The sequence below is a fragment of the Candidatus Woesebacteria bacterium genome (assembly GCA_016700095.1).
GTDB lineage: Bacteria > Patescibacteriota > Microgenomatia > UBA8517 > UBA8517.
Genome location: CP065002.1, coordinates 1213993 through 1234755 on the forward strand (window position 1 = coordinate 1213993; position 20763 = coordinate 1234755).

The 20763-nt window shown below is 38.2% G+C and carries 22 protein-coding genes and 1 tRNA gene; 6 read left to right on the forward strand and 17 right to left on the reverse strand.

Features of this window, described 5'->3' with window-relative positions; translation table 11 throughout:
- Positions 1-4: 4 nt before the first annotated feature.
- The 3 genes from IPM62_06105 to IPM62_06115 all read right to left on the reverse strand — a co-directional run bounded on the left by IPM62_06105 (position 5) and on the right by IPM62_06115 (position 4205).
- Positions 5-1684, reverse strand: a complete 1680-nt coding sequence (locus tag IPM62_06105) for a type II/IV secretion system protein (GenBank protein ID QQS38922.1) — start codon at positions 1682-1684, stop codon at positions 5-7.
- 563 nt (positions 1685-2247) lie between these two features.
- Positions 2248-3237 (reverse strand): AI-2E family transporter, encoded by a 990-nt coding sequence (locus tag IPM62_06110; GenBank protein QQS38923.1) that lies wholly within the window; start codon positions 3235-3237, stop codon positions 2248-2250.
- Complete coding sequence (locus IPM62_06115) at positions 3225-4205, reverse strand: tRNA dimethylallyltransferase (protein QQS38924.1); 981 nt, start codon at positions 4203-4205, stop codon at positions 3225-3227. Before IPM62_06115 ends, IPM62_06110 begins: the two co-directional genes overlap by 13 nt.
- 178 nt (positions 4206-4383) lie before the next feature.
- Here IPM62_06115 and IPM62_06120 point away from each other — a divergent pair, with 178 nt between their 5' ends.
- A complete protein-coding gene (locus IPM62_06120) occupies positions 4384-5094 on the forward strand; it encodes a hypothetical protein (GenBank protein QQS38925.1) in 711 nt (236 codons plus the stop codon).
- Positions 5095-5113: 19 nt separating this feature from the next.
- Here the strand turns inward: IPM62_06120 and IPM62_06125 are convergent, their stop codons facing one another.
- From IPM62_06125 to recA, 4 genes are all read right to left on the reverse strand, one after another.
- Complete coding sequence (locus tag IPM62_06125; GenBank protein ID QQS38926.1) at positions 5114-5404, reverse strand: HU family DNA-binding protein; 291 nt, start codon at positions 5402-5404, stop codon at positions 5114-5116.
- Between the two features lie 52 nt (positions 5405-5456).
- Positions 5457-6710, reverse strand: coding sequence for a ribonuclease Y (gene rny / locus IPM62_06130; protein ID QQS38927.1), 1254 nt, complete (start codon positions 6708-6710; stop codon positions 5457-5459).
- A 144-nt stretch (positions 6711-6854) separates the two neighbouring features.
- Positions 6855-7457, reverse strand: coding sequence for a RecX family transcriptional regulator (locus IPM62_06135; protein QQS38928.1), 603 nt, complete (start codon positions 7455-7457; stop codon positions 6855-6857).
- Between the two features lie 178 nt (positions 7458-7635).
- Positions 7636-8742 carry a recombinase RecA gene (gene recA / locus IPM62_06140; GenBank protein ID QQS38929.1) on the reverse strand — a complete coding sequence of 369 codons (1107 nt, stop codon included), beginning with the start codon at positions 8740-8742 and terminating at the stop codon, positions 7636-7638.
- Positions 8743-8846: 104 nt separating this feature from the next.
- On the opposite strand from recA, the gene IPM62_06145 reads away from it, so the two are divergent.
- Both IPM62_06145 and IPM62_06150 read left to right on the forward strand, forming a co-directional pair.
- Positions 8847-9350, forward strand: a complete 504-nt coding sequence (locus IPM62_06145; protein ID QQS38930.1) for an NUDIX hydrolase — start codon at positions 8847-8849, stop codon at positions 9348-9350.
- A gap of 20 nt (positions 9351-9370) precedes the next feature.
- Positions 9371-10135, forward strand: a complete 765-nt coding sequence (locus tag IPM62_06150; protein ID QQS38931.1) for a slipin family protein — start codon at positions 9371-9373, stop codon at positions 10133-10135.
- An 11-nt stretch (positions 10136-10146) separates the two neighbouring features.
- On the opposite strand, the gene IPM62_06155 is transcribed toward IPM62_06150, so the two are convergent.
- Positions 10147-10220: transfer RNA gene (locus IPM62_06155), tRNA-Pro, on the reverse strand.
- Positions 10221-10340: 120 nt separating this feature from the next.
- Here IPM62_06155 and IPM62_06160 point away from each other — a divergent pair.
- On the forward strand, positions 10341-10817 hold the full coding sequence (locus IPM62_06160; GenBank protein QQS38932.1) for a tryptophan-rich sensory protein: 477 nt from the start codon (positions 10341-10343) through the stop codon (positions 10815-10817).
- Here IPM62_06160 and IPM62_06165 read toward each other — a convergent pair.
- A complete protein-coding gene (locus IPM62_06165; protein QQS38933.1) occupies positions 10814-11488 on the reverse strand; it encodes a hypothetical protein in 675 nt (224 codons plus the stop codon). The genes IPM62_06160 and IPM62_06165 overlap by 4 nt on opposite strands.
- Positions 11489-11721: 233 nt before the next feature.
- On the opposite strand from IPM62_06165, the gene IPM62_06170 reads away from it, so the two are divergent.
- Positions 11722-13527: a M3 family oligoendopeptidase gene (locus IPM62_06170; GenBank protein QQS38934.1), complete on the forward strand. Its 1806-nt coding sequence runs from the start codon at positions 11722-11724 to the stop codon at positions 13525-13527.
- On the opposite strand, the gene uppS is transcribed toward IPM62_06170, so the two are convergent.
- Positions 13524-14804 (reverse strand): di-trans,poly-cis-decaprenylcistransferase, encoded by a 1281-nt coding sequence (gene uppS, locus IPM62_06175; GenBank protein QQS38935.1) that lies wholly within the window; start codon positions 14802-14804, stop codon positions 13524-13526. The genes IPM62_06170 and uppS overlap by 4 nt on opposite strands.
- A gap of 59 nt (positions 14805-14863) precedes the next feature.
- Between uppS and IPM62_06180 the strand changes: the two genes are divergently transcribed.
- Positions 14864-16000: a polyprenyl synthetase family protein gene (locus IPM62_06180; GenBank protein ID QQS38936.1), complete on the forward strand. Its 1137-nt coding sequence runs from the start codon at positions 14864-14866 to the stop codon at positions 15998-16000.
- A gap of 1 nt (position 16001) precedes the next feature.
- Here the strand turns inward: IPM62_06180 and IPM62_06185 are convergent, their stop codons facing one another.
- The 7 genes from IPM62_06185 to rplQ form a co-directional block, all read right to left on the reverse strand.
- Complete coding sequence (locus tag IPM62_06185; protein ID QQS38937.1) at positions 16002-16457, reverse strand: NUDIX hydrolase; 456 nt, start codon at positions 16455-16457, stop codon at positions 16002-16004.
- Positions 16457-17494 carry a type 2 isopentenyl-diphosphate Delta-isomerase gene (locus tag IPM62_06190; GenBank protein QQS38938.1) on the reverse strand — a complete coding sequence of 346 codons (1038 nt, stop codon included), beginning with the start codon at positions 17492-17494 and terminating at the stop codon, positions 16457-16459. Before IPM62_06190 ends, IPM62_06185 begins: the two co-directional genes overlap by 1 nt.
- Positions 17495-18295 carry an isopentenyl phosphate kinase family protein gene (locus IPM62_06195; protein ID QQS38939.1) on the reverse strand — a complete coding sequence of 267 codons (801 nt, stop codon included), beginning with the start codon at positions 18293-18295 and terminating at the stop codon, positions 17495-17497. It lies immediately after the preceding gene.
- Between the two features lies 1 nt (position 18296).
- Positions 18297-19310, reverse strand: a complete 1014-nt coding sequence (gene mvaD / locus IPM62_06200) for a diphosphomevalonate decarboxylase (GenBank protein QQS38940.1) — start codon at positions 19308-19310, stop codon at positions 18297-18299.
- A gap of 93 nt (positions 19311-19403) precedes the next feature.
- Positions 19404-19808 (reverse strand): 30S ribosomal protein S9, encoded by a 405-nt coding sequence (rpsI, locus tag IPM62_06205; protein QQS38941.1) that lies wholly within the window; start codon positions 19806-19808, stop codon positions 19404-19406.
- 11 nt (positions 19809-19819) lie between these two features.
- Entirely contained in the window at positions 19820-20242 is a 423-nt protein-coding gene (rplM, locus tag IPM62_06210) for a 50S ribosomal protein L13 (GenBank protein ID QQS38942.1), read from the reverse strand.
- On the reverse strand, positions 20239-20724 hold the full coding sequence (rplQ, locus tag IPM62_06215; GenBank protein ID QQS38943.1) for a 50S ribosomal protein L17: 486 nt from the start codon (positions 20722-20724) through the stop codon (positions 20239-20241). The genes rplM and rplQ overlap by 4 nt, the downstream gene beginning before the upstream one ends.
- Between the last annotated feature and the right edge of the window lie 39 nt (positions 20725-20763).

Here is a 20763-nt window from a genome sequence, read left to right on the forward strand (position 1 = left end):
ATTATTAGTTTTCCTGAACTACTCTTAGTACTTCCTCTATTGTTGTTAAACCGGCAGAGACTTTGTTTATTCCGTCTTGCAGCATCGTTGTCATGCCCGCTTCTACTGCAGCATCCTGGATCGCATCTCCGGTCGCTTTTTGTACTATCAACGAACGGATATTTTCCGCTACGCTGATCACTTCGTATAAGCCGACTCTTCCTTTGTAGGGTTTAATATTCTCGTTTTCGGAATTTCCTCGATAAAACTTTTGTCCCTTTAGATTAACGTTAAATACTTTTTCAAATTTTTTAATCAGATCAGGTTCAGGAGTATATTTCGTAACCGCCTCAGGGTTAATTTTTCTCACCAAGCGTTGTGAAATAACACAATTAAGGGTCGACGCCAAAAGAAAATCTTCGATACCCATATCAAGTAATCGTGGGATTGCGCCGGCAGCTGTATTGGTGTGCAAAGTTGATAAAACCAAATGCCCCGTTAGAGCAGCGTGGACAGCAATTTCGGCTGTTTCTTTGTCGCGGATTTCACCAACCATGATAATGTCCGGATCATGACGAAGTAAGGCTCGAAGGCCTGCGGCGAAAGTTAATCCCGTCTTGTCATTTACTTGGATTTGACTTACACGTCCGACACCGTATTCGACAGGATCTTCGATCGTACATACTTTGACATCAACCGTATTTAACATATTTAAGATTGAATACAGGGTTGTTGTTTTACCCGATCCTGTTGGCCCTGTTACAAGTATCATGCCATGCGGTTTTGTAATATTTGACTTCACAATCTCCAAACTGGAGCCGGTTAACCCAAGCTCCTCCAAACTATATGGCCGCTGAGATTCATGCAATACCCTCATAACGACGTTTTCTCCATAAAAACCGGGGATGACGGAAATACGCAAAGCAATAACCTCCTCATTTATTGTAAATTTGTAGCGTCCATCCTGGGGAATTCTGTGTTCATCAATTTTCAAAAACGACAAAATTTTTATTCTCGCGACAAGTGCTTCTTCAATACCACGGGGATGTTTAATTATATCTCTCAACATTCCGTCAATACGAAAACGTACAACCACCTGATCTTCTTGTGTTTCTATGTGAATATCTGATGCTCCTTCGGCTATCGAATAAGCTAAAATTGTGTCCAATATCTTGATAACAGGAAGTTTCTCCGCCGCCTTTTCCAAGCTCTCGTCACTTTTTTTTGCTTTTTTTAGATTTTCACTAATTACTTCATCGAAATCTTTTTTAATGTCATGCTTATAACCACCAAGTGCTTTAGTTACATCCTTTGCGCTTGCATAAAAAGGGACTATGTTTAGCCCGGTATGCCGTTTCGCAAATTCCAATGCTTCAAAATCTTTCGGATCTGCCATGGCAAGACTTAGGGTGTTGCCCTCTTTTTTAAATGGAATAATGCGATAATTTAATGCTAACTTTTCCGGAATCAGGTTGATTACTTCCTGCGCTATGTGCACTCTCGACAAGTTAACGCTATCTACTCCAAAGTGATCTGCAATCAACGACCCAAGCGCGTCTTCGCTTAAAAAGCCTTTGAAAATTATTGTGTCTGCGACGTCTTTACCTAACTCTCTTGCGTCACTTGCAATTTCATCATAGTCAGCCTCAGAAATATAACCTGAATCAATAAGTACATCACGGAGCGTTTTTTCGGACAGTTTCATATGTGTTAATTATTAACGATTGGCACAAGAGCCTTTATATCATAATAAAGTATACAACGATTAAAAGCACACGGTATAGACTAGGATAGTCATTTGTGGAGGATGATACTCTTTTTTGTTAGCGAAATTGCGATAAAAAAAAATACTCTGGAGGGTAGTAAGCCAGGTTCTGTTTCACTTCTAATAAAACTATTAGAAAAACAATCATCTATCTAAGCCCTCATCTTCTAAACGTCCCGTACGGTCGGGAAGGCTACCTCAAACGTTTAATTCGGAGGTTGCAGCGGGGAGGATTGCCCGTTTCACCCCCAGTAAAGTAATTAACTTCTTTGGGAATCGTCTCTGTTGCTCTTAAATTCTGTCAATTCAGAATTCATGTATAAAAATATACCACTAGCCCTCTCAGGTCACGGCTTACACCGCGCACCCTGCCTTCTGCTGCCTGGACTTTCCTCTCCATCTTTGATCTATTAAAATATTTCAAGAAGGAGCGATTGTTCTTCCTCCAGAGTAGCCGTATTTTACCACACTGAGCTTACTTTTTATAGCGAAATGAGTACGCGTTATGAAGAAATTCTCTTTGCCTGCATATATTCTCTAACAAGAAGTTCGATAATTATTACAACGGGAACGGATATGAAAATACCCACAATCCCCGCCAATCTAAATCCAACCGTTAATGCAAGCAGGGTAACGATAGGGTTTACTTTTGCCGACCTTTCCATCACTTTAGGGACAATAAGATAATTTTCAAGTTGTTGCACCAAAAAATACAATGCAATAACTGCAAGCGCCATCACCGGAGAAACACCAAATCCAATTACGACAGCAGGCGCAGCAGCTATGAATGGACCTAAATACGGAACAATCTCAAACATACCAGCAATAATAGCAAGCGGTAAGGCAAGTGGTACTTGCAAAAACATTAGACCGACGTAAATAATAATAAAAATGATAAGCATTAACGAAGCCTGACCTAACATCCAACCTCCCAATCTTTTTTCTAATATATTGATTATTTTTTCGAATTCTTCTACCGACTTACCGCCAAACACATTTTTCAACTGCTCCGGAAATCTATCCCGGGCTAAAAGCATATAAAAGGCAAATATCAAAACCGCAACAATGTTTAGAATATTAGAAAATATCGCAATCGCACTTTTGGCAACATAACTAGGTAACCTGCCAATTTGCGACAAAGTTTCAACGAGTATTTTCTCACCCAGTATGCTTGATTGACCGATCGACTCATACAGACCAGGTGCAAGCAAGGCAAGTCTGGTCGATTGATCAACCAAGGCGGGAACTACACCGGCAAGAGACAGTCCAAAAACGGTGATCACAAGAATATATGCAACAAGAATTGACAATGCTCTGGGAATTTTAATCTTCTGAAGTCTCGTAACAAGCGGATTCATAATAATTGTTATGAGCGAGGCTACAAAAAGCATCAGAATTATGTCCCGTATCAAAAAAACGAGCCACAAACCTAATACAAAAATTGTCGTAAAAATTATTGTTTTATGTGATATTTCGATTGTTAATTTTCGCATGTGTATTCCTGATTATGCCATTTTTTTACGTTTTCTTCTACCTTGTGATAATACTTCTTGTCTTCTATGTCATACCAGGCTATGTGTTTTTGTTTTCTAAACCATGTCATTTGTCTTTTAGCATAAACATGTTCAGCACGTTTCCACATCGTTGCGGCTACTTGTCTGGTCACAGTATTGTTTAGTGCCAAAAGCCACTCTTTGTAACCGATTGTCCTTGCCGGAGCCTGATTGATATATCCTTCCTGTGCCAACAACGCCATTTCCGCGTCTAATTCAGGACTAATGCGCATCATAACTCGTTGGTCAATTCTATTGTTCAAATTTTGCCTGTCAGACATAGTCAACCCTATCCAAAAGGCATCGTATTTGGGTTGTGGTTTCCGGTTCTCCAATTCTCCTAAATGTTTGGTGACCTCTATGGCTCTAATTAACCGTCGAGGATTTTTTTGATCCGAAGAGTTAAGCGACATAGCTTTACGAGGGTTAATCAACAACAGCATTCGATACAGGTCGGCAGCCGACGTATCAGTAAGCTGATCTCGCAATTCGTTATTTACCGGTACGCGCGCTGTCTGAATTCCGTCTACCACCCCCGATATGTAAAATCCCGTACCACCAACCAGTATCGGTAATTTATTTCTACTGATAATATTCTCAATTATTTTTTCCGTTACTTCCATAAAGGAAGAAACGTTAAAATTGTAACTTGGATCCACTAGATCGTAACCCCAAATCCGAATATTATCGGTCTCCCAATATCCAACATTACTTCCATTAAACTGAATAGCTGATGATAACCAAACTGCTTTGTCGGGGATATCTTTGCCGGTTATGACATTCATATATTTGTACACCTGCCGTGAATCGGCTGAAATTAGCTCCCCGTTAAATTTCTTAGCCAAATATAACGCGAGGTGTGTTTTGCCGGTCGCAGTTGGCCCACATATCACCAACAGTTTGTTCATGGTGATATTATACCAATTATTCGCGTCTTTATAAGTAATTTAATTTCTCTTAATTGGCAATTCAACGTTATTTATCGCGTGGATAAAGTTGTCTTACCTCCGAAGGCGGAATAAAGGCGCCACGGACCTTGGTTCACGGAGTATCATTAATTAAATTATAATTTGTTATAATCCAAACATGACATCTTTTCGAGGTAGAAAATTACACAATGAAGCGGAAATCGCCAGAGAAAAAAAGCAGGATTTTATAAAGTCGCTGCAAATTCTTGATGAAGCAATTTTAGTATACGAAAAAGATGGCGACCTACAAGGTTTCTCGGAAGCGCTCCAATCAAGGTCATCCGTTTTTAAGCATCTTTATCAGCAAACCGGCGACGCCGCTTTTTTGGTTGTCGCAAAACACGATTCCCTCGCAGGAGTTGAAATTGCAGAAAGTTTAACCGACAAATCGGCACTAGCAATGTCTTATCGCGGAGCAGCAAAGGTGTTTGAACAACTTTTAGATTGGGAAAATGCCCAGAAGTATTTCCAGATGGCTGTTAAAGCATTCGCACAAAATCCCCCCAAAGAAAACGCGCGCCCGGCGGTCTTGTATGACATGAAGGCTCATCTGGGATATGCGACATTTATGTTTAGACAAAAGAAAATTGGACTTAAGATTATAAATGATGCAATAAAAAACTTACTTAATGATTTAACCGAGGAAAAGTATAACAGGGATGTTTGGCTTTCAGGTGCTTACATGCGCCTTGCGACTATGCTATGGTACACCGATAAAAACAAGGCTAAAACCAGTCTTGATCAAGCTGAGGCAATCATCAACTCAAATTCCGATCTTACGCTTCGGTCGAGCCAACTAAAGAAGTTGAAAAGTAAACTTGGAGTCTAAAGAACCTTATACCAACAGTCTATTTCTTCACCTGGCGTTTTAATTTCTTCCCGGGAGTAAAACTGGGATACGGATGTGGTTTAATATTTACCAGTTTCTCAGTGTTAGGAATTTTTACTGTTTTTCCTTCCATTCTAATTGTCTTGAAGGTTCCAAATCCGGATATCAAAACTTTACTGTCTACACCTTTTGATAAAAACCTACCGATTTCATCAAAAATTACCTCAACGGCTTCGGTGGCTGCTCTTTTGGGCATATGAGCCTTGCGAGCAACAATCTCTATCAATTCGCCTTTTTTCATCTTTGCCATATCTAGCTTGAGAGGATATTAGAAAAGAATAATTTTGTCAAGTGCTATGCAATTATCGAGCTGCAGTAGTTTCCATAGCTCTAACTTCTCTGACAACGGTAACTTTAATTCTTCCGACGTATTCCGCTTCCTTTTCAAGTCTTCGAGCAACTTCTCTTGCCAATATGGTGATCGCATCGTCATCTACTTCTTCTGGTTTAACAATTATGCGCACATCTCTTCCGGCTTGAAAGGCATATGCTTTATCAACTCCCTTAAAGCTTGTCGCAATATCCTCAATTTTGTCCATTCTTTTCAAATAGTCTTCGTGAGGTTCGTATCTGGCTCCGGGCCTTGAGCCGGACACCGCATCTGCAATCCAAACGATTACCGACTCAACTGCTGAAAATGGTTTATCTTCATGGTGTTCGGCAACGGCATTAATTACTCCCTTGGGAAACCCGTGCTTTTTTAACAATTTAACGCCTAATTCAATATGGGTTCCTTCGTCTTCGGTGATCACTTTTCCAATATCAGCGAGCATACATCCCAATCTGGTTACTTCGACGTCTGCACCGATTTCATTTGCTATCGCCACGCCAATCTTTACTTCTTCAATCGTATGTACGGCAAGATTTTGACCATATGAAGTTCTAAACCTAAACCTTCCAAGGAGCATAATTATTTCGTTGGGTAAATTAAATACTCCGCATTCTTCGGCAATTTTTTGACCTTCTTCCATGAGGATATCATCCATTTGTGTTTTGGTCTTTTTGACAACATCTTCAATGCGTGACGGTTGAATCCTGGTATCTTTTAGTAATTCAACAAGCGAACGTCTTGCTATTTCACGTCGAATTGAATCAAAGGAAGAAATTCGGATAGAATTACCCTCATCCAGCTCCAACTCAACTCCGGTTGCTTTTTCAAATGCTCTAATGTTTCTGCCTTCACGACCAATTATTCGACCCTTTACGTCTTCATCGGCAACAGGAACCGTAGAAACCGTATAGTCTGCTGAATAAGTCGTTGCTCCATTTTTCATAGCCATTACCAAGATTTCTTCCGCTTCTTTTTTACTTTCGGCTCGTATTTTTTCTTCCGCGGCTCTTATTCTTTTGGCGATCTCGCCCTTTAATTCCCGTTCAATTTCGGCAAGTAACGTTTTTTCTGCTTCACCCGGAGTCATTTTGGAAATTCCGGCCAGTAACTGTTTTACTTCCGCTTCACGCAAAGCCAACGCTTCTTCTTTTTTTGCAAGCTCTTTTCTTTCCGATTTTATTTCGGAAAGTAATTCCTTCAATTCTTTGTCATCGGATTTATCCATAGGTTAATTTATAAAACAAGTGAAGCAAGGAAACACAACCCTTAAGAAAGACTTTTCAAGGGAAAATTAGTTTTAACAAAGTAATATCTGTTAAAGATAATCCTCTTCTTCACATTCATATTGTACTTTTTGTACCCTTTTTAGTCAAACGACTTTTTTTATTGTTTCCCAACTAAACCCTTTTCTGGCTAAATATTCAGTTTTTTTCTTTTTTGCTTCGAGTTTTCCTAAATTCCGCCATTTGTAATCGCGTTGTGCGATCAATCGTGAAGCATGTGATACGTCGTCCGGCATTTTTTTACTAAATATTTCATCAATTACTTGCTTGCTTATTCCCTTATTGTGAAGTTCAAACTCCAGTTGCCTTTTTGATCTGGGGCGAAAACTTTCTCTTTGATCAATCCACCAATTAGCAAAATTTAGGTCGTTAAGCAATTCCAAACTCTTTAGTTTATCAAACACCTTTTCATGGCTCTCGGATGGTACTTTCTTTCGTTGAAGCCAATCATAGATTTCCTTCTCACTCCGTGGCCGCATTGTACAAAAAGCTATCAAGCGATTGATCGTATTACGGTATTGTCCTTCATTGATAAGATTATTGATTTCGTCATTGGAATAAACATTTCCAACTTTTATCTGACTTATAACAAAAGTTTCCAAATCCAAACCAAACCCAAATTTGTTGTCCAGGTAAACATTAACTCTGTTTTTGGTTTTCTGGGGTTTTATGGCAGTGATCGACGGCATAAATACAATTTTACAGTAATAGTAAAGATTTCGGAAAATGTAATAATTATCTCATAGCAAACTAAGTTTCTTGACACTTCATCTACCAAAAACTGCCGTGTTATTAAAAATTAGTGTCCACGTATCTTCAAAATTCGAAGATCGGTACTGATAATCTTAGTGGGGAAGTAAAATTAGATCAGATTTCACTATCAAGAGAAGTAGCGTTTCCATTATCGGCTTCCCCTAACTCCTTTGGTATTTCTTTGCCGGAACTTGCTCTTGCTAAAATTTTATTTTCAATTTCTTTCGCAATTTTAGCATCGTTTTTCAACAAAGCCTTTGCACCCTCCCTGCCTTGTGCCAAAACTTTTCCATCCAGATAATAAAATGCCCCTTTCTTTTGTAAAATATTCAAATCACAACCCACATCCAAAAGCCCTCCAGATCTAGAGATGCCTTCACCCGACATAATATCAAGTTCCGCTACCCTAAGTGGCGGGGCGACCTTATTTTTGACAACTCTCACTCTGTGCCGTGAACCAATTACTTCATCTGCATCTTTTAGAATCTCAATTCTTCTGATGTCCAGTCTAACGGATGAATAAAACTTCAACGCCAATCCACCTGGTGTTGTTTCAGGGTTTCCAAACATTACACCTATTTTCTGTCGAAGTTGGTTGGTAAAAATTAGAATCGTTTTTGATTTCGAAATAGCACCTGTCAACTTTCTCAACGCCTGACTCATGAGTCTCGCTTGGAGCCCAATTACGGCATCTCCCATTTCACCCTCCAATTCAGCGCGCGGAACCAAAGCGGCTACGCTATCGACAACAATTACATCAAGTGCACCTGACCGAATAAGCGTTTCTGTGATTTCCAAAGCTTGTTCACCCGTGTCCGGTTGCGATAACAATAAATTATCAAGATCAACCCCAATTGCCTCAGCCCACGTCGGATCGATTGCATGTTCCGCATCCACAAAAGCACACTGTCCGCCTTTTTTTTGTGCCTCGGCAATAACATGAAGAGCAATTGTTGTTTTTCCTGATGCTTCAGGTCCATAAATTTCTACGATACGACCCCGGGGAATACCACCGACACCCATAGCCAAATCCAAAGCAATTGATCCGGTTGGAATTACATCTATCTTTAAATGCGAGTCTGCACGTTCTCCAAGACGCATAATAGATCCTTTTCCATACTGATTTTCTATTTGATCCATCGCGATTTTTATCGCCTGAAGCTTTGATGCAGAGTCGTTTTGTTTAGTTACCGAACCTGTTTCTTTCTTCTTTCTTGCCATACTGGTATTCTTGTAACATACCGAGAAAATAAAAACAACAGGTAAATTACCTTATAGTTATACATAAAATGTATGTACCAGAAATTACTCTTACACATTAAACTATGATTAAGTATCGCTATTGCCCTCAGTGTAAAAACAAGCTAGATAAGAAAGGCCCCCACTTTCTGTGCAAAGAATGTGAAGTAACGATTTATACAAATCCCAAACCGACTGCGTGTGTGTTTATAGTAAATAAAGGTAAAGTGCTTATAAATAAACGCGCAGTTCCTCCTAAAGCAAATACCTACGATATTCCAGGGGGATTTTTGGAGCCAGGGGAAAGTCCATCGGAAGCAGCCATACGCGAAATCAAAGAGGAAACCGGTCTTACTATCAAATTGCTTGCCATTGTTGGCATCTACAAAGAAGTTTATGACGGCTACGATCTTATTAATATATTTTATGCAGGTGAAATACTAAGCGGCAAACTAACCGCCGCGGACGACGTGAAAGATTTGGCGTGGGTTCGAATTGATCAAATTCCAAAAATGGGTTTTAATAGCGTTAATCAAGCAGTCGATGATTTCAAAATTTGGCACCAAAATATATCTTCAAAAAAAGTCTGAAATAGTCTATACTTTACGTTATGGAACTGCTTGTAATTCTTTTCGTTGTTTTTTTGATTCTCATTGCCTCTCTCAAACAAATTAATGAATATGAAAGAGGGGTCGTATACACAATGGGGAAATATTCCGGAATAGTAAACCCAGGCTGGAGAATAGTTATCCCCATTTTCCAAACTTTTTTAAAAGTGGACATGCGTACCAAGGCAGTTGATGTACCCAAACAGGAAACAATTACCAAAGACAATGTAAGTTGTAAAATGAATGCTGTCATTTATTACAAAGTTGCGGATGCTGCAAAAACTATCAATGAGGTCGAAAATGTGTATTGGGCAGTAAGTCAACTTGCTCAGACCACCATGCGCAGGATTGTCGGTGAAGTTGAGCTTGATGAGTTATTACAAAACCGTGAGAAGGTAGCAAGCGCGATACTCAAAATTATTGATACCATGACTGACCCTTGGGGGATTGACGTCGAAAGCGTTGAGTTAAAAGATATGGAACTTCCCGACAACATGGTTAGAACCATGGCAAAGCAAGCCGAAGCCGAAAGAGAAAAAAGGGCAACAATAATTAGTAGCCATGCGGAAGTGCAAGCGGCGGATAATTTAGCTCATGCCGCAAAGATTATGGCGAGTTCCCCCGGAGCACTACATCTTAGGACGTTAAATTCAATAAACGATATTTCGTCTGATGAGTCAAATACCGTAGTTTTTGCGGTACCACTTGAGATCCTACGGGCAATCGAGGGATTGGGCAACATTCTTCCTAAAACTTCTAAAAAGTAGGTGATTTTACTTGGTCGGGGTACTGAGAATCGAACTCAGATCGGACGGCCCCCAGCCGCCCATTCTACCACTAAACTATACCCCGCAATACTTCGTAACGCTTATTATAGCAGTATAAAAATTACAATCGTAAAATAAAATGTTTTTTGGCTGGTTTTCCTACATTAAGGAAACATCATAGAATTTCTGCTAGTATGAATTAACGATGAAAATAAAATCGTTTAATAAACTAGTTTTTTCAATTTTAGTCTGTCAGTTGGCTGGAATAATCGGTTCGGTCTTTACGATTAGTTCGATTGAAAATTGGTATATCTTATTAAACAAACCTTTCTTTAGCCCACCAAACTGGATCTTTGGTCCAGTGTGGACAATTCTTTATACCTTGATGGGGATTTCACTATACCTTGTATGGACGTCAAAAAAAGGTTCTAATGCAACCGATAAAGCGTATACGGTATTTACTGCACAACTTATTCTGAATACTATCTGGTCAATTATTTTTTTTGGCTTAAGAAATCCTTTCTTGGCACTAATCGTAATATATATAATGCTCTTGGCAATAATTCTTACGCTAATTCAATTTAGAAAAATTAGTATTTTGTCAGCGAAGCTTCTAGTTCCTTATTTGGTGTGGGTTTCTTTTGCAAGTCTACTAAATCTAGCTATCGTAGTACTTAATTAATTACATCCAAACGCGGTTAAACATTGGTTTTTTTCGTCTCCCTCGGGAATTTGATCACATAACGAACAATCAACTTCTTGGTTATTCCCAACCCCTGACTCGTTCAATTGCAACATTCCTTCCGACAAATCAGTAAAGACAATATTAACAGGAGGAACAAAAACTGAATTATCCACTTTCCAATTGTCGCAATCAAAGTTCATATTGGTATCATCGGTCAATACGCTTTTTTCTCCTGTCGACATATTTTCTCCAAAGATATCCTTCACGTCCGGATCGACTTTTGTCTTGAAACCACCTTGACCGTCGGTCCAAATGTAACTATATTCATCGTCACGAATTACTCCGCCGGATTGCGAAGTGCCGTCAGCTAGTTGATAAGTAAAATCCCCCCGCAGTTTTGTTCCCGAATTGTTTATATACACTTTTCCGCTGTTTTTATTACCCGATTCATCGATTTGATTGAATGAACAAGTATAATCTTTACCGAGACTTAATAAATCAGAAAGTTTTCCGTTTAACTTATTTCCTTGCGATCCGGCTTCATTTGTTGTTGTACTTATATTAGTTTCAGAATCTTTGTTACCTGGAGCTTCTTTCAACAAAAAGTATCCGCCAGCACCCAAGATCATAACAGCCAAGAATATACCGATGATCAAATTCTTATTCATTGTCTTTATTATATCGAACTATTGAAAATATTCAATTATGTATAAAACTATTGTTGAACTTGCACTAAACCGCGTCATGACAATCTTTGTGTTACTGACCCTAATCATTATTGCATAGTGTGTCAGATATATTGCTCCGCTACTTTTTTAATAGATAGTAGAAACGTTTATTGACTTTCTATAAATGCCATTTGACTTTTTAAAACACGGCAAAACACATGTTATACTTCAATATGCAAAAATCATCTCCAAAAACTCGATGGAATTTACAAGTGTTGTATCGAAACGATAACGATCCAAAAATTGTTAGTGATCATCAACTAATCGACAAAGTTGTCACTAGTTTTGCAAGCAAATGGAGTGCCAGCAATAAATATTTATCAAGTCCCAAGTCACTTAAACAAGCATTGGATGATTACGAAAATATTTTCAGACATTATGGTTTAGGCGGTAAGGAATGGTATTACTGGAATTTGAAATATTCACAAAATCAACTTGATGTAAAAACAAAAGCGCGCTTGAATAAAGCAATCGAGTTTGCCAGATGTAATCAAAATAAACTTCAATTTTTCGAATTGAATTTGGCAAAAATCAACAATAAAAAGCAGATTGAATTTTTGGAAGCGGAAATATTACGACCCTACAAACATTTTTTAGAAAAAATATTTAGAGACGCTAAATATCAGCTATCCGAAAAAGAAGAGAGAATAATTAATCTCAAATCTTCGGTAGCGCGAGAAAACTGGACAAAAATGACTTCCAGTCTTTTGTCAAAAGAAGAAAAAGTTGTTGCGGGTGAAGACGGTAAACGTACAAAACTTACTCTTACCGAATTACTGCCCTTGCTGCAGAGTACCAGCAAAAAGGTGCGAGATGAAAGCGCTCTGGCAATTAACGAAATATTTTCCAAATATATCGATGTAGCAGAACATGAAATTAATTCGTTTTTGCAGGATGTTAAAATCGAAGATGAATTACGGGGCAGGATTAGGCCGGACCTCCAGAAACACTTAGCAGATGATCTTACAAGTGAAATAGTAGACAATCTTGTCGATTCGGTCAAAAAAAGGTTTTCTATATCTAAAGACTTTTACAAACTAAAGTCCAAACTCCATGGAGTGAATAGACTTGCCTATCACGAACGCAACATCGACTATGGAAAAACAAACACAATCTATTCCTTCAATAAGGCAACGTCTTTGATTACTGATGCATTTAGCTCACTTGATCCGAAATTTTCACAAATTTTCTCACACTACTTACAAAACGGGCAGATTGACGCTTTTCCTAAAAAAGGTAAAACGGGTGGAGCTTTTTGTCTATATAATCTACCAACCCAGCCGACATATATTCTTTTAAATTTCTCAGGCAAATTGGAAGATGTATTAACTATGACTCACGAAACGGGTCATGGAATAAACGGCGAATTAATGAGAGAAAAGCAAAACTCGCTAAATTTTGGAACTCCGCACGCAACAGCTGAGATTGCAAGTACCTTTTTTGAAAATTATGTTCTGGAAAAAGTCGTGAACGATGTCGACGACGAAACAAAATTGGCTCTCAAAATTAAAACACTTTCAGATAGTATAAACACAATTATTAGACAAATCGCCGCAGATCTTTTCCAACGTGAATTACATGCTTCGTTTAGAAAAAAGGGTTATTTGTCAAAGGACGAAATCGGCAAAATATTCCAAAAACATATGGCTTCATATATGGGGCAATTTGTTGAACAATCGCCAGGAAGTGAAAACTGGTGGATCTATTGGCACCATATCCGAAGCCCATTTTACAATTATCAATATGCCTTTGGCTTGTTGATCGCGAAGTACTTACTAAAAATTGTGAAAGAAGACAAAAACAATTTGGAGAAAGTTAAATACTTTTTGTCGGCAGGAATGGAACAATCCCCGGTGGAAATATTTAATAATATTGGACTTGATATAACTAGTAAAAAGTTCTGGGATCAAGGAATGGATGAGATTCAAAATTCATTGAATGAAAGTAACATACTTGCCAAAAAAATAGGAAGGATCTAGGCGACTCTTTCTTTGAGAGCTTGATAATAAAGTTCCAGATAATCTCCTGCTTTCTGCCAGTGCTTTTCCCCTAATCCACTTTCGGCCATGTTCATTTCAAGATTTGCCAATACCCTAAGGTGTGCCACTTTCGTTGCTTGATAGTTACTCATTCTGTAAACTTCGGAATACAGTTTTCTACCCGTATCTTCTACATTGCCAGCGGCATGGGCGTCTTTGGTTTCACTAATTTCTTTCCAAAATTTTACCTGTAAACTAGCAGCAAGCTTAGGTTCAAAAGCAAGCTTTACTTCGTCTTTGATCAATATGTAAAATTCTAAAATATTTTTTCTTGCTTCTACCCATTTGCTTTTTCTCCCCATCAAGACAGCTTGCATCATGTATTTTGCAGCTTTGGTTGACAAGGCATAAGACATACCAAACTGTTCTTTGAGGTGTTGAATTGCATATTCTCTTAATTTAGTTCCTTCGGGAATATTTTGTAAACGCCACCATTTAAGTTCCAAATCCGCAATCACCTCAGGTTTAAATTTAAAATGAGCAACCTTGTCTTTACCGCCAAATCTTCTTCTCCTTCTGCTGTAATCAATTATTGCATTCTTTAGTTTTTCAGTATTCATGTCGGGAAGATGGTCCGGTTCGAAGTAAAACTCAGCATAAGTCATTTGCCAAGGCATTAGACCACTTGTTCGCTGCTCACCTGAAGTTCTAATAAAAAGATCGGGGTAAGGATATGGTTGTCCGGAAGTATCCAAATATGAACTAAAAAGATCTTCGTCAAGGCTTGCGGGGTCGACGCCATCTTTAAGCATCTTTTGAACTGCACGAATTATTTCGTCTCTTCCGCCATAATCAAAAGCTAAATTCAATACATGTTTATTGTAATGTCTGGTTTCGCTTTCGGCTTTTTTAATCCATTTCACTAAATCTCTGGGGAGGCGGTCTTTTCTACCAATATGAACAAACCTTACTTCCTCCTCGTGCGCATTCTTCAATTCGACTTGGATATTTTTTTTAACAATCGCCATAATCTTTCTTACTTCCTGAGGTGGTCGTTTCCAATTCTCAGTTGAAAAACCCCACAATGTGATTGTGTGCACACCAATTTTTCTGGCACTATCAATCACTTCGCGAATTGCCCTCCCGCCCGCTTCGTGTCCCTTGTTTTCCGGTAACCCGCGCGACCTTGCCCATCTACCATTTCCATCTAGCACAACGGCAATATGATTGGGAATAATTGTCCCCTTTGGTAAACGAATCGTTTCTTTTGTTTCCATGTCAGAAATTATAACACGAATAAATACATTGATATATTTATATTGTATAATCCATAAAAATGAGTTCAATCCAGGACATCGTCACGAAAACTGAAAGCAAAATTGCTAAAGATGCCAAGATTACTTTGATTGAATTTGTAGACAAAATCAATTTGCAATTAGAGGCATATTTTGACAAAGAAATATCCAATGTATTCGGTGTCAGCAACAAGCAAAGGAAACTTTCGAAACACATTTTGGAACATATAAAAGAACACAATATGCGCCCCTGTAAAAGACTCAGGGGGTCTTTTGTTTACTACGGATATAAACTTCTGGGAGGCAAAAATACTAAAGAAATATTGAAAACTTCAATGTGTGCAGAACTTATTCAAACTGCACTCCTCATTCATGATGATTTTATGGATCAGGACGACGTAAGACGTTACAAACCAACCACCCACAAATATTATCAAAGTATCCATAATAATAACTACAAATACGGAGATCCAATTCATTATGGCGATAGCATGGCAGTAGACGCTGGAGACGTGGCTCTCATGCTTGGTTTCGAAATATTAAGTAACAGTAAATTTGACTCGAGTCTAAAAACAAAAGCAATGTCTAGCTATTTAAGAGGAATAGGAAATACAGCTCTTGGTCAGGCATACGATATTACACTGGAAGCGCGAGGTAGTATGGATGAACAAGACGTCTTAGACCTGCACCATGCAAAAACAGCCATATATACATATATCAATCCTCTGCAAACGGGTGCAATTTTAGCAGGTGCCAATGAAGATGATCTTTCGATTATTAATGAATATGCAACATTTGGAGGAATTGCATTTCAAATACAAGACGATGTTTTAGGGTTGTTTGGTGATTCAAATAAAACAGGAAAATCAGCACATGCAGATCTCAAAGAAGGAAAGGTAACACTTCTGACTATTTACTCTTTCAACAACGGTACGGCAAAACAAATAAAAATGCTCAAAAAAATATGGGGAAATAAGGACATCACCGAATCGGATGCCGAAATAGCAAGAAAGATAATAATTGACACAGGTGCCTTGGAACACTCGAAACAAATTTCAATAAAATACGCCAAAAAAGCGCAACGTGTCATTCCAAAAATGAAAAAAAAGGGATGGAATTATCAGGCGATTAATTATTTAGACGGAATAGCACAGTACATGATTGAAAGAGATCTTTGAATTATCTACAGTCTTTAATCAATTCCAGCGGAAAGTTAATTCCATTATTAAAATCGTTTACAACTTGTAAAATCCCTGGTCGTAATTTACAACTTCCTTTAATTAAATTGTCTACTGTTTCAAACTTGGCATTTCCAATATCACTTCCATCGATATGTTGTAAATCAATTTCATCATTCGTTTCAGCCGAAAACGCTACTCCAAGTGCACCTTTTATTAAGTAGAGTCCGATTACATTCTTAACAACAATTTCCTTAATTCCCGTTTCTTCTGCCACTTCCCGCTTTATAGCCTCTATTAGAGATTCATTCTCCTCAACATGACCGGAGGGCAATCCATACATCCCACTTTCTTTGCCAAGATTTGCTCGTGCACGCTTTTCTTCTACAATTACAATTCGTGACATATCCGATTTATTGTATAAAACTACCCCGACACCAGTTATTACATTGTTCATTAATTATATTTTATAAGTTGTGCTTTGCTGAGGTGCGACAAACTATTTACTCCCAATCCAAACATCGTTGTTTTCAACTCCAATCCCAATCGATCAATCATATCTTCCACCTCTTTAGTCGATTGAAGTGCCGCTTGTGCAAATGGCGTAGCTAATCCAACCATGTCACTACCAAGTGAAATTGCTTTTGCAATATCAATCCCATTTCTTACTCCGCCACTTCCTAAAATGGTCATCTTTCCTCTTTTCTCAACTTTCACTTTTTTAGCCATATTAATTGACTCGGTTGTTGGTATTCCCCAGTTACTAAATAGTGTTCCTAGATTCCTATCCGCCTTTCCTCGCATTGCTTCGACATATGACCAATTTGTCCCGCCCCAACCTGCAGTATCAAATATTCGTATACCAATGTTATATAACCTGCGAATTACACCATCGGACAAACCAAATCCGACTTCTTTTGCAATAACCGGGACCTTAACAACCTTAACAACTTTTTCCAGTTTGGGAAGTAAATTTTCCCAATTTCTGTCTCCCTCCGGTTGGATAATTTCCTGAATCGGATTTATGTGGATAACCAATGCATCTGCTTCAATCATATCCACACACCTCAAATACTCCTTGTGAGTAAAACCATAATTTAATTGAACTATCCCCACATTGGCCATCAAAGGGACACTAGGTGCCACACTACGCGCCTTAAACAACGATTCCAGTTCTTTATGTTCTATCGCAACTCTTTGACTTCCCACCCCCATAGCAATTCCTTTCTTTTGAGCGGCTTTGGCTAGGTTTCTATTGATTCTAAGTCCTTCCTTAACGCCACCTGTCATACAGGAAATGAAGAATGGATAATTAACTTTTTTACCCAGAAACGAAGTTGATGTGTCAATTTTGTCAAAATCGATTTCAGGGAGTGCGTTGTGGATAAATCGATAATTATCAAAGCCACTATTACCTATTTGTGCGCCTTCTGACAGGGCAATTTTCAAATGGTCAATTTTTCTTTTTGCAACATCACCTTTTTTATTTCTCATTTACTTATACGCTATTATCGTACCAACAAACGGTTTGTTGTGATAAGCGTTAATTAGATTATTTTTCAAATTTCCATTTATGATATATGACGAGATGTTTTCCCGTTTAGACAATTCAAGTGCTTCTTTGACTTTTGTATTCATTCCACCAGTAACATCAATTCCAGCCGAAGAACCGATTTCGTTTTGAATTTTGGAATATATTTTTGCATCAATTTTTTCAATCGTCTTTCCATGTCGATCGTACACACCATGTGTTATACCGCAATATATGATTTTTTCTATTTCGTAAGTATGTCTAAACGACCTGGCTAAGTGATTCAACACCATTTCAGTCGAAGCGATTGTACAACCAACGGTTTGGTCAAATATTACGTCACCATAAACAACAGGAACAATTTTATTGTTAAGAGCAACAATTATCGGTTTGATATAACTGCTAACAATTTTGCCTTTGTTTGAAATCATAAAACTTGAGGGTGAAAAGGAAACGGCTTGAATGTTGGCTTTGATAAGCTGCTCTGTCAAAATACGGTTTAATTTCGATGCCGCATCTTGAACCTTGGCAATTCCCATATAACTGTTGTCATTAATTACCCCCAGATTAGTCTGATATTTTTTTGCCGGAAAATGAGGATAGGATCCCCCACCATGGCCGATTATAAACTTGCGGCTTTTGTCGTTTTGAATATTTGAGAGTTCTCTTGCAAGTCGCGCAATGGTACCCTTGCGCTCGGTAAAAGGTTGTGTCTTGTCGGTTATAAGACTTCCACCAAGTTTAATTAAAGTTAACTTTTCCATCCTAGAATAAATGTTTATTTGATGTTCTTACTCCCAGACACGGTCTATTAACAATTGTAAATTGCACTTCGGAAATATCATGTAATAGTTTTTGCACTCTTTTAATATTTTTTTCTTCACAAATAACATGAACATTAGGCCCTGCGTCAATTGTAAAATAACACTGTAAACCATTTTGTCTTGCAAAAAGGATCTCCTGCATTATTTTCATTGTCCCGCCATTCCAATAGTAAATTGGCGGATCGGATGTCATCATGACAGCATGCATTGAAGTACTATCTTGTTCGATGCAATAACCCAATTTTTCAAAATCTTTTTTTATAATCGCATCTTTCGTCCACTTTATGCGTCTCTGCATTTCTTTGATTCTTGTTTCATAGTAAGGACAAGTTTTTGTCAGCAAATGTCCTCTTGACGAAGAAGTGTGTTTTTTCTCAGGATCTACAACTGCCACTATATCGACAAGCTTCCAGTGGTTTTCGTCGGCAATTTGTTCGGCGTAACTTTCCTTGTGTGACTTTCCGGTTTTAAATTCGACAAATCCTCCATATGCCGACCGAACCGCAGAACCCGAACCGCAGAACCTAATTTGTCGAGATAATTCTTTTTTGTCAAGAAACTTTTCCTCTAAACCATATGCAATTAATAAAGCTGCCGTTAGTGCAGAAAAACTGGATGCTGATGCTGCAATTCCGGCATCAGATGGAAAATTGTTCTCCGATCTGATAAATACTTTTTCCTTTTTTCCGGCATCTTTGCGTATTCTTGCTACCTGATCAAAAAGATTTTTCTGCTTGATCGAATTACTTTCAAGTTTTTTATATTCTTCGCCATAGTATTTAACTTCAATAACATCTTCTTTTAAATCAGGGTTTGTTTGCACAGTCGCTGTCGTGAGACAGCCATCCATTGTCATAGAAATATTGTTATTTCTTGGAATAAAAAGTTTTTCGTTTTTCCTTCCCCAATATTTAATGAAGGCAATATTTGCAGGAGAAACAACGCTTATTTTCATAAGAATAGGATTAGCATTATAGACAATTTAATACTAAAAATCACCTCAATTCATCCATGGCTAATAAAGATTTGTTAAGTTAGCAAAACAAACTTACCTCTTTGGAGACTGTTTTTGCTTTCTTGCTCTACCACCCGTACCCGGTTTTCTTCTCTCTCTTTGGCGGGCATCTCTTGTCAGAAGTCCTGCTAATTTTAAAGGAGTTCGGAATTTTTCTTCATCTTCTTTTGAAAAAGCTTTAGCAATCCCATTGACAACTGCATCTAATTGACCATTTTTGCCTCCGCCAATTACTCTAACCGTCACATAATATTTTCCAGCAGTTTGGGTCAACTCGAACGGTTTGTTCCATTTCTCAGACATTACCTTGCCGGGAAAGTACTTACCTATCGGTTGATCGTTAACCATACTTTGGTCTTTCCCTTTAAATAACCGTACTCTAGCAGAAGCTGTTTTTCTTCTTCCGACGGCAAATGTATATTTTTGTTTTAATTGCATAGTGTTTGTATTTATGATGCTTTTATTTTATCTTCATATGGATGTTTTTCACCCGAATACACTTTCATGCGCCTTAAGCGCGCTTTGTGCAAACGATTTTTGGGTAACATTCCTGAAACTGCATGTTCGACAACTTTGGCTGGGCTATCGGAAAATAATTTCTTGAAAGCAATTTCCTTGAAACCACCGGGGAACCCCGAATGTTTATAATACACCTTTTTGTCGGTTTTTCCTCCGGTAACGACCAATTCCGCCGCATTTATTACAACAACATAATCACCCATATCCAAATGCGGAGCATACTTAACCTTGTGTTTACCCATCAAAAATTTGGCAATTTTTGTTGACATTCTTCCAAGAACTTCTCCTTTGGCGTCAACTACGTGCCAATTCCTGACAATTTCTTTTTCTTTAGGTTGATATGTTTTTTTCATTTTTTCTTTCTCTCAAGTATTTTCTTTAACTTACCTTTATTGCCAACTTTCTTTTCTTTTTTCAGAGATGCTTTTTCTTTTGACTTTTTTGTTTTTTTGAGCGATGCTTTTGGGGCTATTATTATGTCATTACTCCATGAGAGCTTAACCAATTTAGCCGCATCTCCTCTTCTAATACCTGCTCCCACAACTTTGGTATAACCACCGATTCTGTCCTTTAGTGACAGGGCAATGTTTTTTACCAACGCGTCTGTCGTTTTTCTGTCATTACCCAAGTACGCATACAAGCGTCTGCGTGATGCCAAATCGTCTTTTTTGGCTAAATTAACCAATTTGTCAATATCACCGGTTACTGCTTTCGCTTTAACGACAGTTGTTGTTATTGTACCGTGAATAATCAATGATTTAATCAACGACCTAAACAACGCTGTTCGTGAACCGCGATTTCTTGACAGTTTATATCCAAGTTTTCTTTTTTTCATGTTATTTAAACTAAAGGCAGGTTCGATGAAAAACTAACC